This is a genomic window from Amycolatopsis sp. NPDC049252, assembly GCF_043197175.1.
Lineage (GTDB): Bacteria > Actinomycetota > Actinomycetes > Mycobacteriales > Pseudonocardiaceae > Amycolatopsis.
On record NZ_JBICSQ010000034.1, the window covers coordinates 1 to 14435 of the forward strand.

At 70.8% G+C, this 14435-nt stretch carries 14 protein-coding genes and 1 pseudogene; 7 read left to right on the forward strand and 8 right to left on the reverse strand.

The window, feature by feature from the left end; genetic code table 11:
* Both ACGFMK_RS28660 and ACGFMK_RS28665 read right to left on the reverse strand, forming a co-directional pair.
* A pseudogene (locus tag ACGFMK_RS28660) lies at nt 1–578 on the reverse strand (glycosyltransferase family 2 protein); the annotation flags it as partial.
* An 8-nt stretch (nt 579–586) separates the two neighbouring features.
* Nucleotides 587–1057 carry a GtrA family protein gene (locus ACGFMK_RS28665; RefSeq protein ID WP_392769472.1) on the reverse strand — a complete coding sequence of 157 codons (471 nt, stop codon included), beginning with the start codon at nt 1055–1057 and terminating at the stop codon, nt 587–589.
* Between the two features lie 125 nt (nt 1058–1182).
* Here ACGFMK_RS28665 and ACGFMK_RS28670 point away from each other — a divergent pair, with 125 nt between their 5' ends.
* From ACGFMK_RS28670 to ACGFMK_RS28690, 5 genes are all read left to right on the forward strand, one after another.
* A complete protein-coding gene (locus ACGFMK_RS28670; RefSeq protein WP_392769474.1) occupies nt 1183–2556 on the forward strand; it encodes an FAD-binding protein in 1374 nt (457 codons plus the stop codon).
* A complete protein-coding gene (locus tag ACGFMK_RS28675; protein ID WP_392769475.1) occupies nt 2553–3308 on the forward strand; it encodes a decaprenylphospho-beta-D-erythro-pentofuranosid-2-ulose 2-reductase in 756 nt (251 codons plus the stop codon). The genes ACGFMK_RS28670 and ACGFMK_RS28675 overlap by 4 nt, the downstream gene beginning before the upstream one ends.
* Nucleotides 3309–3410: 102 nt before the next feature.
* Nucleotides 3411–4031, forward strand: a complete 621-nt coding sequence (locus ACGFMK_RS28680) for a VC0807 family protein (RefSeq protein WP_392769478.1) — start codon at nt 3411–3413, stop codon at nt 4029–4031.
* 50 nt (nt 4032–4081) lie between these two features.
* Nucleotides 4082–4693, forward strand: coding sequence for a VC0807 family protein (locus ACGFMK_RS28685; RefSeq protein WP_392769481.1), 612 nt, complete (start codon nt 4082–4084; stop codon nt 4691–4693).
* Nucleotides 4690–5196, forward strand: a complete 507-nt coding sequence (locus ACGFMK_RS28690; protein WP_392769484.1) for a YceI family protein — start codon at nt 4690–4692, stop codon at nt 5194–5196. Before ACGFMK_RS28685 ends, ACGFMK_RS28690 begins: the two co-directional genes overlap by 4 nt.
* A 1-nt stretch (nt 5197) precedes the next feature.
* Here ACGFMK_RS28690 and ACGFMK_RS28695 read toward each other — a convergent pair whose 3' ends face one another.
* The 5 genes from ACGFMK_RS28695 to glf form a co-directional block, all read right to left on the reverse strand.
* Nucleotides 5198–6715 (reverse strand): glycosyltransferase family 87 protein, encoded by a 1518-nt coding sequence (locus tag ACGFMK_RS28695; RefSeq protein WP_392769487.1) that lies wholly within the window; start codon nt 6713–6715, stop codon nt 5198–5200.
* A gap of 102 nt (nt 6716–6817) precedes the next feature.
* A complete protein-coding gene (locus ACGFMK_RS28700; RefSeq protein ID WP_392769489.1) occupies nt 6818–7573 on the reverse strand; it encodes a hypothetical protein in 756 nt (251 codons plus the stop codon).
* A gap of 110 nt (nt 7574–7683) precedes the next feature.
* On the reverse strand, nt 7684–8670 hold the full coding sequence (locus ACGFMK_RS28705) for a decaprenyl-phosphate phosphoribosyltransferase (protein WP_392769491.1): 987 nt from the start codon (nt 8668–8670) through the stop codon (nt 7684–7686).
* A complete protein-coding gene (locus tag ACGFMK_RS28710) occupies nt 8667–9185 on the reverse strand; it encodes a phosphatase PAP2 family protein (RefSeq protein WP_328613390.1) in 519 nt (172 codons plus the stop codon). The genes ACGFMK_RS28705 and ACGFMK_RS28710 overlap by 4 nt, the downstream gene beginning before the upstream one ends.
* Nucleotides 9178–10401, reverse strand: a complete 1224-nt coding sequence (glf, locus tag ACGFMK_RS28715; RefSeq protein WP_392769493.1) for a UDP-galactopyranose mutase — start codon at nt 10399–10401, stop codon at nt 9178–9180. Before glf ends, ACGFMK_RS28710 begins: the two co-directional genes overlap by 8 nt.
* A 79-nt stretch (nt 10402–10480) precedes the next feature.
* On the opposite strand from glf, the gene ACGFMK_RS28720 reads away from it, so the two are divergent.
* Nucleotides 10481–12490 carry a DUF6541 family protein gene (locus ACGFMK_RS28720; RefSeq protein ID WP_392769495.1) on the forward strand — a complete coding sequence of 670 codons (2010 nt, stop codon included), beginning with the start codon at nt 10481–10483 and terminating at the stop codon, nt 12488–12490.
* Between the two features lie 163 nt (nt 12491–12653).
* Here the strand turns inward: ACGFMK_RS28720 and ACGFMK_RS28725 are convergent, their stop codons facing one another.
* Nucleotides 12654–13538, reverse strand: coding sequence for an LLM class flavin-dependent oxidoreductase (locus ACGFMK_RS28725; protein WP_392769496.1), 885 nt, complete (start codon nt 13536–13538; stop codon nt 12654–12656).
* 96 nt (nt 13539–13634) lie between these two features.
* Here ACGFMK_RS28725 and ACGFMK_RS28730 point away from each other — a divergent pair, with 96 nt between their 5' ends.
* Nucleotides 13635–14435 carry an HAD family hydrolase gene (locus tag ACGFMK_RS28730; RefSeq protein WP_392769663.1) on the forward strand — a complete coding sequence of 267 codons (801 nt, stop codon included), beginning with the start codon at nt 13635–13637 and terminating at the stop codon, nt 14433–14435.

The following is a 14435-nucleotide window of genomic DNA, read 5'->3' on the forward strand; positions in this document are numbered from 1 at the left end:
CAGTCGTCGGCGCGGTTCATCGTGCAGATGGTGACCGCGGTCGGCCGGATCGTCTCGGGGGCTTCGACGGTCCAGCGGACCTGCTCGACCCGCAGCGTCTGCCCGCCTTCGGTTTCCAGGTCGAGCCAGAGGGCGCCGCCGTCGTAGAACTTGTCCAGCTTCCCGGTCAGCGTCACTTTGTGTTGTTTGACGTCGGTGACCTGCTCGGCCTCGATGACCCGCGGTTCCCCTTCGACGTCGGAGGCGCCCATGGACAGCAGCCCGGTGCCGGTGACGACGGCTTCGACCGACACCTCGGTCACGGTGGTCCAGCGCTGCCAGTACGACGCCGGGAACCGCCCGAAGTACGTGTTACCGGACACCTTCGAGGCAGGCTCGAGGCTGATCGCCGCACGCTCGCGCACGGCCGAGCCCCACTCGAGCTCCGCGTAGAGGTCCTTGCTCACGATCGGCGCGGGGCCGGCGTACAGGCCTCGCTGCGCCGTCAAGCGGCCCTGCGGAGCGTGCTCGGTGAACCGCGTCTCGGCGGCCGCGCCGGCTTTGGTGGTCGGCGCCGGGGTGGCTGTTTTACCGGGCATCAGGTTCCTCAGTTCTCCTCAGTCGACGGCTCGCGGAAGACGACCCACTTGAGCATCACGAAATTGATCACCGTGGCAGTCGCCTGCGACACGGCCCAGCACAGGGTGTGCTGCCACGCGGACTCCGGCAGCACCTGCAGCATGAGCTGGTTCACCCCCACCGCGACGAAGAACGTCACGGTGTAGAGCAGGACGAACGAGCCGACCTGCGCCTTGCCGTCACGCCGTCCGCCGGAGAAGGTGAACTTGCGGTTCAGGAAGAACGCCGTGGTCGTGCCCACGATGAAACTGATAGCGCGCGCGACGTCGACCCACGGTGAAGCGGCCATGCCGGCCACCTGGGTCAGGAGGGTGTACGTGCCCAGGTCGACCAGGGCGCAGAAGCCACCGATCAGGGCGAAGCGAATGAGCTGCCCGAGCAGTCCGATCGAGGACGGCTGCGCAGCCTGTATCTCAGCTTGCGGATCGGTCGCCACCACTGCTTTACCTCGTTGCCTGAGTCATGGTCACCCGCGCGGGCGCTTGTGCCTTGATGCGCAAAGTGTAGAAGCGAGCACTTCAGGGTCACGTTCCGGGCGTCGTTCGGCGTGGCTACCCTGGTCGGGTGACCCCTCCACCCGAGACACAGCGTCGCACGCTCACGGGCTGGGCGCGGACGGCGCCGACCACCGCCGACGTGCTGCGCACCGAAGACGTCGAGGTCATCGCCCGTGCCGTGACCCAGGCCGGCGAGCGCGGTGTCATCGCGCGTGGCCTCGGCCGGTCCTACGGCGACCCCGCGCAGAACGCGGGCGGCCTCGTCATCGACATGACGGCCCTGAACCGGATCCACTCGATCGACCCGGACTCGGCGCTCGTCGACCTCGACGCGGGGGTGAGCCTCGACCAGCTGATGCGCGAGGCGCTGCCGTACGGCCTGTGGGTCCCGGTGCTGCCGGGCACACGCCAGGTGACGATCGGCGGCGCGATCGCCAACGACATCCACGGCAAGAACCACCACAGCGCGGGCAGCTTCGGCAACCACGTCGTGTCGATGGACCTCGTCACCGCGGACGGCAAGGTCCGCACGCTGACGCCGGAGGGCCCGGACGCCGAGCTGTTCTGGGCGACCGTGGCGGGCATCGGCCTGACCGGCATCATCACCCGGGCCACGATCCGGATGAAGAAGACCGAGACCGCGTACTTCTACGTCGACGCCGACCGGACGGCGAACCTCGACGAGACGCTCGGGCTGTTCACCGACGGCTCGGACCTCGGTTACGACTACTCGATGTCGGTGCCGGACCTGATCTCCTCCGACGGCCGCCTCGGCCGGGCCACGTTCTCGCGCGGCTCGCTGGCGACGGTGGACCAGCTGCCGCCGAAGCTGCGTGCCGAACCGCTGAAGTTCGACGCGCCGCAGCTGCTGACGCTGCCGGACGTCTTCCCGAACGGCCTCGGCAACAAGCTCACCTTCGGGCTGATCAACGAGCTGTGGCAGAAGACGGTGCCCAAGAAGGGCGCGCGCGGCAAGATCCAGAACCTCACGCAGTTCTACCACCCGCTCGACATGATCAGCGAGTGGAACCGGGCCTACGGCTCGAAGGGCTTCCTGCAGTACCAGTTCTCCGTGCCGTTCGGCGCGGAAGACCAGCTCAAGGCCATCTGCCGCAAGATCGCGACGTCGGGCAACTACTCGTTCCTGAACGTGCTCAAGCGGATGGGCGACGCGAACCCGGCGCCGATGTCGTGGCCGTCCCCGGGCTGGATGCTCAGCGTGGACTTCCCGATCAAGGACGGCCTGAGCCGGTTCTGCCAGGAGCTCGACGAAGACGTCCTGGCCGCGGGCGGCCGGCTGTACACCGCGAAGGACTCGCGCACCTCGCCCGAGACGTTCGCGAAGATGTACCCGCGGCTCGAAGAGTGGCGCAAGGTGCGCGCCGCCGTTGACCCCGAAGGCGTTTTCGCCTCTGACATGAGCCGGAGGCTCGCACTGTGATCGACGCCGTTGGCAACCCCCAGTCCCTGCTGCTGCTCGGCGGCACGTCCGACATCGCGCTCGCGATCGCCGAGAAGTACCTGGCCGAGAAGCCGCTGCGGGTCGTGCTCGCGGCGCGCCCGTCGCCGCGGCTCGACGCCGCCGCGCAGCGCCTGAAGGACAAGGGCGCCGAGGTCGTGACCGTCGACTTCGACGCGAAGGACCTGGCGTCGCACCCCGGCGTGCTGGACAAGGCGTTCGAGGGCGGCGACATCGACGTCGCGGTCGTGGCGTTCGGCCTGCTCGGCGACGCCGAGGAGCTGTGGCAGGACCACGCGAAGGCCGTCGAACTGGCGACCGTGAACTACTCGGCCGCGGTGTCGGTCGGCGTCGCGCTGTCGGAGAAGCTCAAGGCCCAGGGCCACGGCACGGTGATCGCGCTGTCGTCGGTGGCCGGCGAGCGCGTCCGGCGCTCCAACTTCGTCTACGGCTCGACCAAGGCCGGTTTCGACGGCTTCTACCTGGGCCTCGGCGAGGCCCTCGCGCCGCACGGCGTGAAGGTGACCGTCGTCCGCCCGGGCCACGTCAAGACGAAGATGACCGAGGGCATGAAGGACGCCCCGCTGGCGCAGACGGCCGAGCAGGTCGCCGACATCGCCGTGTCGGCCGCTCGCGCCGGCAAGGACCTGGTGTGGGCGCCCGCGCCGTTCCGGCTGGTGATGTCGGCGCTGCGGCACGTCCCGCGGCCGATCTTCCGCAAGCTCCCCATCTGAGATCTCTACTGGGGGCCTCCACCCGCGGGTGGAGCCGGATTTCCATCCGGGCCCGACCCGCGAGCCGATGTGTCGTGACGGCAGTCGAAACAGACTGTCGTCATGACCAACACCTCGAGTGACCGCGCCAGGCTGACGATGCTCCTGCGCGACGTCGCCCTGCCGATGGCCCTGTTCTACGTCCTGCGCTCCTTCGACGTCGACGCGCTGTGGGCGCTGCTGGTCAGCGCGCTGCCGCCGGCGATCCGCGCCGGCTACGTCCTGGTGCGGCACCGCCGGATCGACCCGATCAGCGCGTTCGTGCTGGCGATGCTCGTGGTCAACGGCGCGGTGGCGCTGATCTCCGGCGACCCGCGGCTGCTGCTGGTCCGCAGTGCCTGGGTCGGGCTGCTGCTGGGCGGGCTGATGCTGGGGAGCCTGGTCGTCGGCCGGCGGCCGTTCCTGTTCCGGGCGATCGGCACGCTCCAGCCGGCCCGCGCCGCCGAACTCGAGGCGGGCTGGGCCGCCGACGAGGGCTTCCGGCAGCAGTGGCGCACGATGACCCTCTGGTGGGGTGTGGGCGGCCTGCTGCTCGGCTGTGCCGTCGTGCTGATGGCGTTCACGCTGCCGGTCGACGTCGTGCCGTTCCTCGACACCGCCCTGACCGTCGGCGGCCTGCTGCTCGGCGCGAAGTTCACCCGGAAGCGGTTGACCGCCGGCATCAACCGGACGGTGGATGCGTAGGAGCCAGGTCGACGATGGCCCGGACCCGCGCCGGCCGCGAGGCTCGGGGCATGGGGAAATCGCTCGTCGCGCTGTTCTGCGACATCGCCGCGCCGGTCGGCGGGTACTACCTGCTGCGGGCCTTCGACGTCGCGCCGATCTGGGCCCTGACGTTCAGTGGCCTGCCACCCGCGCTGCGCGTGCTGTACCTCGCCGTGCGGCACCGCCGGGTCGACGGCATGGGCCTGTTCGTGCTGTTCATCGTCGGGATCGGGCTGGTGACGTCGCTGCTGACCGGCGACGCGCGGCTGCAGCTGGTCCGCGGCGCCTGGTTCAGCATCCTGATCGGCGTCTGGATGCTGGCGAGCCTGTGGGTGGGCCGCCGTCCGACGACGTACCAGGCCACGCTGGCGCTGGTGCCGCACCGCGCCGAGACGCTGGAAGCGCGGTGGGCGGACACGCCGTCGTTCCGCCGGGTCTGGCGGGTGCTGACGGTGGTCTGGGGGGTCGGCGGGCTCCTGCACAGCGGGCTGAGCGTGATGATGGCCTACACGCTCCCGGTGGACAGCGTGCCCGGGCTCGATACGGTGCTGTCCATCGCGAGTTTCGTGGTGCTCCAGGTGGTCACCCAGGTGCTGCTCGCGCGGGAGGGCACGATGAACCGGATGTGGGCGCGCCGATGATCGAGATCCCGCCGCCCGGCGAGTACCGGCTGGACCCGACGCGGTGCCGGGTCGCGGTGTCCGGCACGCACCTGTTCGGCATGTCGACCGTGGACGGCGAGTTCCCGCTGCGCGGCGGCACGGTGCTCGTCAGCGACCCGGTGACGGCGTCGCTGGTGACGGCGGAGATCGACGCCACGGGCCTCTCGACCGGCGACCGGCTGCGCGACACCGAACTGCAGTCCCGCCGGTTCCTGCACGGCCGCGAGCACCCGGTGATCACGTTCACCGAGGGCCGCCCGCGTCAGGACGGGCCGCGGTGGCTGCTGGACGGCGTCGTGACGGTCCGCGGGACGGCGGGCCGCGTCCAGTGCGCGATCGACGCGGTCACGCTGATGCCGGACGGCTTCACCGCCCGCGCGGCAACGGTCGTCGACCGCTTCGCCTTCGGGATGACGTACGGGAAGCGAATGGGCGGGCGCGAGTTCACGCTGACGCTGGACGTCACGGCCCTGCGGAGCTGAGTCAGTTCCCCGCGGCGTGCGCGGGCATCAGGTAGAGGTTCTGCGTGCCCATCCACGGCGAGTCGATGCGCCAGCTCACCAGCGCCGTCAGGGGCGGGGTGTGGCGGGTCGTCGCCAGGACCAGGTCCGGGCTGATCGGGGCGACGCTGTGGTCGAAGTTGTGGAAGTTGGCTTCGAGCAGCGCCCGGCCGAGCTCGCCGCTGCGGCGCTTCGTCTCGGTGATCGCCGGGTCGACCGCGCCGCGGTCGGAGAACTCGTCCACCAGCTCGCAGTCGCACGCGTACGCGAGCGCGCCGACCTCGCCGGCCGTCTCCACCGTGCGGCCGTGGGCGATCGCCGCCAGTTCCTGGCCGATCTCGCGGTACTCCGTCGTCGACGCGTGGTTGCTGGTGATCGGCGCGAACCGGCGCGGGATCCCCGGCAGCACGTAGACCGCGACGCTGGCCGCGAGCACCGCGCCGGCGCCGGTCCACGCGGCCTGCTTCGCGCGCGCCGGGGCCGCCGTGACGCAGGCGGCCAGGAAGATCGTCGCGCCGATGATGCTCGGCGCGTAGTACCAGTGGTACGGCGGAACGCCGAGCCGGCTGTAGGCGAGGTAGTGCAGCGCGCCCGCGATCGCGAGCACGGCGAACGGCGTCAGGCGGCGGGCCGTCTCCGAGCCACGGCGGTACTGGACGAGCCAGGCCACCCCGGCCACGGCGCCGAGCAGCAGCGGCAGGAACGACAGGGTGGCCGCGCCCGGGAAGTTGCGCCAGTACAGAAGGGGGCCGTTGGTGAAGCTGAACGGGCCCCACGACTGCTGGGTGATCTTGATGACCAGCGTGTCCGGCACCGCCGAGCCGAGCACCAGCCAGCTGAAGCCGAACCACGGCAGCGTCACGGCGAGGGCGCCGAAGACCGTCCGCCAGATGCCGTCCCAGAACTCGCGGCGGGCGAGGAACACCACGGCCGCGATCAGCAGCAGGTCGATCCGGACGAGCGCGAGCAGCCCGATCACCAGCCCCAGCCGGCCGGGAAGGCGCTCCCCCGCGTAGACGAGCGCCCAGACGACGCCGGTGGCGCCGAGCGCCACCTCCAGGCCGACCGACGACAGCAGCAGCGGGTTGACCAGCAGCAGGCCGAACGTCAGCGGCGCGAACGACCGCGGCAGGCCGGTGCGGGCGGCCAGCCGCCGCAGGCCGAGCACGAGCCCGACCTGCGTGGCGACGAACACGATCCCGGCGGCCAGCACGGCGTCGCGGACGACGAAGGTGACCGCGCCGAGGACCAGGACGTTCAGCGGGGACGTCGCGGTGTTCGCCGTGCCCTGCTCGATCAGGCCCCAGTGCGCGTGGAAAGCGAGGTTCTTGGCGTAGGACAGCGTGATGTACGTGTCGTCGATCAGATGGCGGCTGACCAGGGCGAACACCACGGCGGAGGCCGCCGCGGCACCCGCCGGGAGGACCCACGGACGGGCGACGGGCTCGGCCACCGGCAGCGCACCGGTGGCCTCACGGAGTTCTGCGGAGGCGCTTCGCATCACAAACACCGTACCCTGCTTGTGACGCTTCCGTGATCTGACCGGTATCAAGTGACCCCAGAGCCGTCACTTTCGCCAGGAAAGTGACGGCTCTGGAACGGGTCAAATTCCGGCGCCGGAACCGTTGGTGCCGTCGGGGTTGGTGTTGCCCGAGTTGCCGCCGCCGCGGTTGCCGAAGCCGCCGCGACCGTCCATGCCCTGGCCGGGGCCGTTGTGCTGGCGGTGGATGCCCGGACGGCCATCTCGGGGGCCGTGGTTCGTGGCCGCCGCGATCCCGCCGACGATGCCGCCGCCGATCAGCAGGCCGAGCACACCGACGGCCACCAGCTGGGTGGCGCGGTGCCCGACGAACCGCCGGAACCCGCCCGGCTGACGTGGGGCGGCGGCCGCGGGGGCGCCCCAGGCGCCGTAGCCGGGGCCAGGAGCGCCGTAGGTCTGCCCGGGGCCGGGCTGGGAAAGCTGCGGCGTGGGCGGGGCCGCCTGGCCGTGCGCGGCGGTCTGGTCACCGGCCGGGGCGGCACCTGGCCGGCCCGGCCCGGCTGCAGGCTGTGCCGTGGCCGGCTGCTCGCCTGCCGCTTGCGCGGCGGACGGCTGTACGGCCGTGGGTTGCCCGGCGGCGGGCTGCGCGGTGCTCGGCAACGCAGTGGTCTGGTCGGCCGCCAAAGCGCCATCCGGCTCGGCCGATGCGGCCGCAGGCTGAGCTGCGGTCGGCTGGTCGGCCGACGGTTGCGCGGTGGCCGGCCGGGTTGTGGTCGGTTGCTCAGCCGCTCCGGCCTGGGCCGTGGGCTGTTCGACGGTCGGTTGCTCCGCGCCCGCGTTCGGCGGGACCTGGTTCGGGTCGCGCGGCTGGTCGGTCATGGTCGCTCCTGTGGTCACGGGGACGAGCGCGCTGCCCGCCCCCACCACCTCAGGGTGACCCCATCAGCTGTGCTGAACCTGAAGCCAACCTGTCGATCGGCCATGAGAATTCACAGGTAGAACGACAGGAACAGGGTGACCACCCAGGTCGCGCCGAGCACCTGGAGCACGCGGTCCTTGAGCGCGATCTCCTCGGGCTCGCCCGCGATGCCGCCGTCGACGTCCACCGCGTAGCGCAGCACCGCCACCACGAACGGCACCATCGAGATCAGCGCCCAGACCGAGTTGTGCTCGGTCTGGCGGATCTCGAACGCCCACAGGCAGTAGGACATGATCAGGATCGCCGCCGACGTCGCCCAGACGAACCGCAGGTAGCTGGCCGAGTACTTCTTCAGCGACGACCGGATCTTCGCCCCGGTGCGCTCGAACAGCATGATCTCCGCGTAGCGCTTACCGGCGACCATGAACAGCGAACCGAACGCCGTGACCAGCAGGAACCACTGGGAAAGGGCCAGGCCGCCCGCGACACCACCGGCGATCGAGCGCATCAGGAAGCCCGAGCCGACGATGGCCAGGTCGACCACCGGCTGGTGCTTCAGGCCGAAGCAGTAACCGAGCTGGACGGCTTCGTAGACGCCCAGCACGATCGCCAGCTGCCAGCTGGCGACGAACGACACGCCGAGGCCGGCCAGGAAGAACACGACCGCCGACCCGTACGCGACGGGGACCGGCACGATCCCGGCCGCGATCGGCCGGTTCCGCTTGGTCGGGTGCGCCCTGTCGGCCTCGACGTCGACCGCGTCGTTGATGAGGTAGACCGAGCTCGCCACCAGGGAGAAGGCCACGAAGGCGACGATCGCGTCGAGCAGCAGGCCCGTGCGGTCGGTCGACTTCGAGAAGGCGAAGAACGGGGCCGCGAAGACCAGCACGTTCTTGACCCACTGGCGCGGCCGCGCCGTCTTGATGACGCCGCCGACCAGGCCGAACGGGCCACGTTCGGCGGTCGCCGTGGTCGTCTCCGCCGTCACCGGGGTCTCCGGTGCCTCAGGAGTCACGGCCGCTTCGTCGCTGTTGCGCTGCTCGGTCGTCTCGCTCATGGGTTCTTTTTCAGCTTCCGTCGTATCAGACCACCGACGAGCCCCCCGAGGGCCGCACCGGCCAGAACGTCTGTCGGATAGTGAACGCCGAGTACGAGCCGCGAGGCGAGCATCGGCGGTACCAGGGCGGGCACCAGGTTACGCCCGGTCAATCCGGAGTAGAGCACCGCCGCCGCCGTAGTGGACGTCGCGTGCGACGACGGGAAGCTCAGCTTGCTCGGCGTGCCGACCAGAACCTCGACGCTCGGGTGATCCGGGCGCGGCCGCCTGACCACGCGTTTCACCGCGATCGACGCGGCGTGGGCGCCGACGACACCCGCCGACGCGATCAGCCAGTCCTTGCGCCGCTTCTTGTCGACCGCGGCGCCGATCAAGCCGATGCTGAACCAGCCGATGGCGTGCTCGCCGAAGTGCGACATGCCGCGCGCGGCTTTCACCGAAACGTCACTCTTCAGAAAGCCCTGCGCCTTCGAGAGGACAGCGACCTCGCCCGTCGGAGCGCCCTTCTCAAGCATCGAGGGACCCGTCGAGCGGCGCGCCGTCGGTCAGGTGCGGGGCGATCTTGTTGTCGAACGCCGAGAGCGCCGAGCCGATGGCCATGTGCATGTCGAGGTACTTGTAGGTGCCGAGCCGGCCGCCGAACAGCACGTTCCGCTCCCGCGCCTCGGTCTTCGCCAGCTCGCGGTAGGCCTCGAGCTTCTCGCGGTTCTCCGGGGTGTTGATCGGGTAGTACGGCTCGTCCTCTTCCTTCGCGAAGCGCGAGTACTCCCGGAAGATGACCGTCTTGTCCTTCGGGTAGTCGCGCTCCGGGTGGAAGTGCCGGAACTCGATGATCCGGGTGTAGGGGACTTCCTGGTCGTTGTAGTTGACGACCGAGGTGCCCTGGAAGTCACCGGTTTCGGCGACCTCGGACTCGAAGTCGACGGTGCGCCAGGTGAACCGGCCCGCCGAGTAGTCGAAGTAGCGGTCCAGCGGGCCGGTGTAGACGGTCGGGGTGCCCGCCGGGATGTGCTCGCGGACGTCGAAGTAGTCGACGTTCAGCCGGATCTCGATGTTCTCGTGCTCGGCCATCTTCTCGAGCCACGCGGTGTACCCGTTGACGGGCAGGCCCTCGTAGGTGTCGTTGAAGTACCGGTTGTCGAAGTTGTACCGGACCGGCAGGCGCGTGATGATGTTCTCGCCCAGGTTCTTGGGGTCGTTCTCCCACTGCTTCGCGGTGTACCCGCGGATGAACGCCTCGTAGAGGGGGCGGCCGACCAGCGAGATCGCCTTCTCCTCGAGGTTCTGCGCGGCGCCGGTCTCGAACTCCGACGACTGCTTGGCGATCAGCTCGCGGGCCTCGTCCGGCGTGTGCGACTTGCCGAAGAACTGGTTGATCAGGGCCAGGTTCATCGGGAACGAGTAGACCTGGTCCTTGACCCGGGCGAAGACGCGGTGCTGGTAGTTCGTGAACTCGGTGAACCGGTTCACGTACTCCCAGACGCGCTTGTTCGACGTGTGGAACAGGTGCGCACCGTACTTGTGCACCTCGATGCCGGTCTCGGGCTCGGCCTCGGAGTAGGCGTTGCCGCCGATGTGGCTGCGCCGCTCGAGGATGAGGACCTTCTTGCCCAGCTCGGCCGCGGCCCGTTCGGCGACGGTCAGGCCGAAGAATCCGGACCCGACGACGACGAGGTCGTAGCCTGCGAAATCGGCTTCAGTAATCTTGGCGGGGTTCGTGTGCGCGCTCACGGGCGTCGAGGGTACGCAGTCCGCTGACCCGGCCCGCACCCGACTAGCACATTTCGGCCCACGACACACCTGGAAAGCAGTGCCTGCACCCGAGGACTTCTGGAGCTACTTCGCCGCGGTGGCCACCTACGTGGCCGTGCTGGCGATCCCCGGCGGCGTCGTCGGGTGGGCCGCCGGCCTGCGCGGCTGGGCCCTCGCGGGCCTCGCGCCGCTGCTCAGCTACGCCATCACCGGCCTGGCCGGGCCGTGGCTGGCGATCGTCCACGTGCCGTACGGCCCGCTGAGCGTCGCCGCCTGCACCCTGCTGCTCGCCGCCGTGCTGTACGGCCTGCGCCGGCTGGCCGTGGCGCGGGGGTGGATGACGCCGGGTGCCGAAGAGCCGCACCAGCCGTGGACGCGACGGGCGCACCTGGCCGTCGCCGCCTGCGTCGGGATCGCGACGGCGGTGTCGATCGCCGTGGTGGTGTCCGGCCGCGGCGGCACGACCGCCGTCTTCCAGCGCTGGGACACCGTCTTCCACGCGAACGGCATCCGGTACATCGCCGAGACCGGCGACGGCTCGCTGACCGGCATGGGCACGCTCAACTGGTACCCCGACGGCTCCTTCTACCCGAACGCCTACCACCTGGTCGGCGCCCTGGTCTACCAGCTGTCCGGGACGTCGATCCCGGTGACGCTGAACGCGGTCACGATGCCGATCGCCGGGCTGTTCGCCCTGGCCATGGTCGCGCTGGTGCGCCAGCTCGGCGGCCGCGCGGTGTTCGCGGGCTGCGCCGCGCTGGTCGCCGGCGGCGCCACGACCGGCGCGTACGAGTCGGTGTCGAGCGGGCTGCTGCCGTTCGCGCTGGGCATCGTCCTGACACCGCTGGCCGCGGTCGCGCTGCAGCGCTTCGTGGTCCGGCCGGGGGTCGACACCGGCGCGGTGCTGGCCCTGAGCGCGGCGGGCCTGCTCGCCGCGCACTCGAGCGCGTTGTTCGGCGCGATCCTCTTCGCGTTGCCGCTGGTGGTGCAGCGCTGGTACCGGGCGCTGCGCGGCCGTCGCGTCGACGGCGTCCCCGACGGCAAGGCCGCCTGGCGGGTCGTGGGCGGCGACGTGCTGAAGATGATCCCGGTGATGGTGGGGGCCGGACTGCTGGCCGCGCCGCACATCCTGGGCGCGATCACCTTCACGTCCGGGTCGTACCCGTACCACCCGTGGGGCTCGCACATGCCGGTGTGGAAGGCCCTGGCCATGCTGGCGACGTTCAAGCAGGTGCTGCCGGTGCCGCAGATCTGGCTCACGGTGTTCCTGGCGCTCGGCGCGCTCACGCTGGTCGCGCTGCGGCGGATGCGCTGGGTGATGCTCTCGGCGCTGGGCCTGTCGGCGCTGTTCGTCGTCGTCGCGTGCTTCGGCGGCGAAGACTGGGTGATCTCGCTGTCGCGGCCCTGGTGGAACGACCGGTTCCGGCTGATGGCGCTGGCGGCGATCCCGATGTGCCTGATCGCGGCCCACGGCATGAGCGAGGCCCAGCGCTGGCTGGCGAAGGTCGCGACCGGCCGCGCCTGGGTACGCGCGCGGCCGTGGCTGACCGGCCGGGTCGGGCTGGCGACGGCGGTGCTGATCGTGGTCGCGATGGGCGTGCTGACCGGCGGGTTCTACCGCGCGGCCAACGCCAAGACGGTCTCGCTGCTCTACTACAACGGCCTGCCCGGCGAGGTGGTCCCGCCGGTCAGCCAGGACGAGATCGACGCGATGGACCGCCTGGGCGAGCTCGGCATCCCCGGCGACCAGAAGGTGCTCAACGACCGCCTCGACGGCACGGCGTGGATGTACGCGCTGACGGGCGTCCACCCGGTGGCCGCCCACTACGACGCCGGCGCGGTGAACCCCGACGCCGTCTACCTGGCGATGCACTTCCGCGACTACGACACCGACCCCCGGGTCCGCGCCGTGGCGCAGCAGCTGAACGTGCACTACGTGCTGGTCGGCAGCGGCACGATCCGCCGGGACACGCCGATCGCGCCGGGCCTGCAGAGGCTGGACGGGCTGGACTTCGTGACCGTCGTCTACCGGAACCCGGGCGCGGTCATCTACCGGATCACCAAGTAGACCGTCGAATGGACAAAGCCCTCGTGGCCGCGGCGCCCCGTGCCGCGGCCACGAGGGCCTCCCGTCCCCCAACCACCCCCGGGGTGATCCTTGGCGTCTGCTCTGAAGGACGCCTCAGGGACGGCAATCGGTTTCCCGGCTACGCGGATGTCACCCGTTCGGCCTAAGCGTGCAGCTCCGGCAGGACGTCGGTCGCCACCTGTTCCAGCACCGACTCGTGCCCCTCGTACGGCGACGACGAGCGCGGCCAGTGCGAGATGACGTCGGTGAAGCCCAGCTCGCCCGCACGGCCCACGGCGTCGCGGAACGCCTCCACGCTGCTCAGCGAGAACACCGGGCACGCGTCCAGGCTGAGGTGGCGCTGGATGCCCGCCCGCTCGCGACCGACCGCGTCGAGGCGCTGGTCGAAGACCTCGGTGAGTTCCTTGATCCCGCGCCACCAGTCGTCGACGGTCTCGCCGCCCTTGCCGGTGGTGACCCAGCCCGCGCCGAAGCGGGCCGCGAGCGTCATCGTGCGCGGGCCGTTCGCCGCGACCACGAACGGCAGCCGAGGCCGCTGGACCGTGCCCGGCAGGTTCCGGGCGCCGCGGGCCTTGTAGTACTCGCCGTCGAAGTCGAACTTGTCGGTCATCAGCAGGCCGTCGAGCGACTCGACGAACTCGGTGAAGCGGTCGGCGCGCTGCCTCGCCGTCAGCTCCGGCGCGTCGAGCACCTCGCCGTCGTAGTGCCGGTGGTCGACGCCGGCCCCGACACCGAGGACGAACCGGCCGTCCGAGACGTCGTCGAGGGTGATCAGCTCCCGCATGAACGGCACGGGGTGCCGCGCCACCGGCGAGGCCACGAACGTGCCGAGCCGGATGCGGGACGTCACCATCGCCGCCGCGGTCAGGGTGGGGACCGCGGCGAACCACGGGCCGTCGACCAGGTTGCGCCAGCCCAGGTGGTCGTACGTCCACGCGTGGTCGAAGCCGTACTCCTCGGCGGCTCGCCACTTCGGCTCGGCGGCCCACCAACGATCTTCCGGGAGAATCACGATGCCTACTCGCACACTGCCGGACGCTATCGTCACCCACCGACAATCGCACGGACGGGCGGGGCCCCACCCGAACGTGTCAGGGACAATGGCGGGGTGGAGAGACCCCTTCTGATCGCGTCCGACGTCGACGGCACCCTGCTCGGCCCCTCCGAATCCCTCAGCGCCCGCACCATCGCGACCGTCCGCCGGGTGGTCGACGCGGGCGTGCCGTTCGTGCTGGCCAGCGGCCGGCCGCCACGCTGGATCGCGCCGATCGCGCGGCCGCTCGAGCTGACCGGGTACGCGGTGTGCGCCAACGGCGCCGTCCTCTACGACTGCGGCGCCGAAGAGATCCTCGAGGTCCACGGCCTGCTCGAACCGGCTTTGCTGCACGACATCGCCAGCGCGCTGGACAAGGCGCTGCCGGGGTGCCGGCTCGCCGCCGAGCGCGTCGCCACCGGGGCGGTGGACCACGACATGCGCAACTTCGTGATCGAGCCCGACTACCACAATCCGTGGGGCGACGGCGAAGGCCGCACCGGGCCGCGGGCCGAGGTGCTCGGGCACCCGGCGATCAAGCTGCTGGTCAGCCACCGCGGCATGACGTCCGAGGAGATGGCCGAAGCTGTCCACGCGCTGTTCGGCCGCGAGGTCGACGCCACCTACTCGTCGTCGGGCGGGCTGGTCGAGATCGCCGCGCACGGGATCACCAAGGCGACCGGGCTGGCCGACGTCGCCGCGCGCTTCGAGGTCCCGGCCGACCGGGTGATCGCCTTCGGCGACATGCCCAACGACGTCGAGATGCTCAGCTGGGCCGGCCACGGCGTGGCGATGGCGAACGGCCACCAGCAGGTGCTCGACGTCGCCGACGAGGTCACCGGGCCGGCCGGGGACGACGGCGTCGCGCAGGTCCTCGAACGCTGGTTCTGA

Coding starts and splice junctions, on each gene's coding strand:
- ACGFMK_RS28680 (WP_392769478.1), top strand. CDS start 3,411: ATGACCAACACCTCGAGTGACCGCGCCAGGCTGACGATGCTCCTGCGC.
- ACGFMK_RS28685 (WP_392769481.1), top strand. CDS start 4,082: ATGGGGAAATCGCTCGTCGCGCTGTTCTGCGACATCGCCGCGCCGGTC.
- ACGFMK_RS28690 (WP_392769484.1), top strand. CDS start 4,690: ATGATCGAGATCCCGCCGCCCGGCGAGTACCGGCTGGACCCGACGCGG.
- ACGFMK_RS28705 (WP_392769491.1), bottom strand. CDS start 8,670: ATGAGCGAGACGACCGAGCAGCGCAACAGCGACGAAGCGGCCGTGACT.
- ACGFMK_RS28695 (WP_392769487.1), bottom strand. CDS start 6,715: ATGCGAAGCGCCTCCGCAGAACTCCGTGAGGCCACCGGTGCGCTGCCG.
- ACGFMK_RS28710 (WP_328613390.1), bottom strand. CDS start 9,185: ATGCTTGAGAAGGGCGCTCCGACGGGCGAGGTCGCTGTCCTCTCGAAG.
- ACGFMK_RS28700 (WP_392769489.1), bottom strand. CDS start 7,573: ATGACCGACCAGCCGCGCGACCCGAACCAGGTCCCGCCGAACGCGGGC.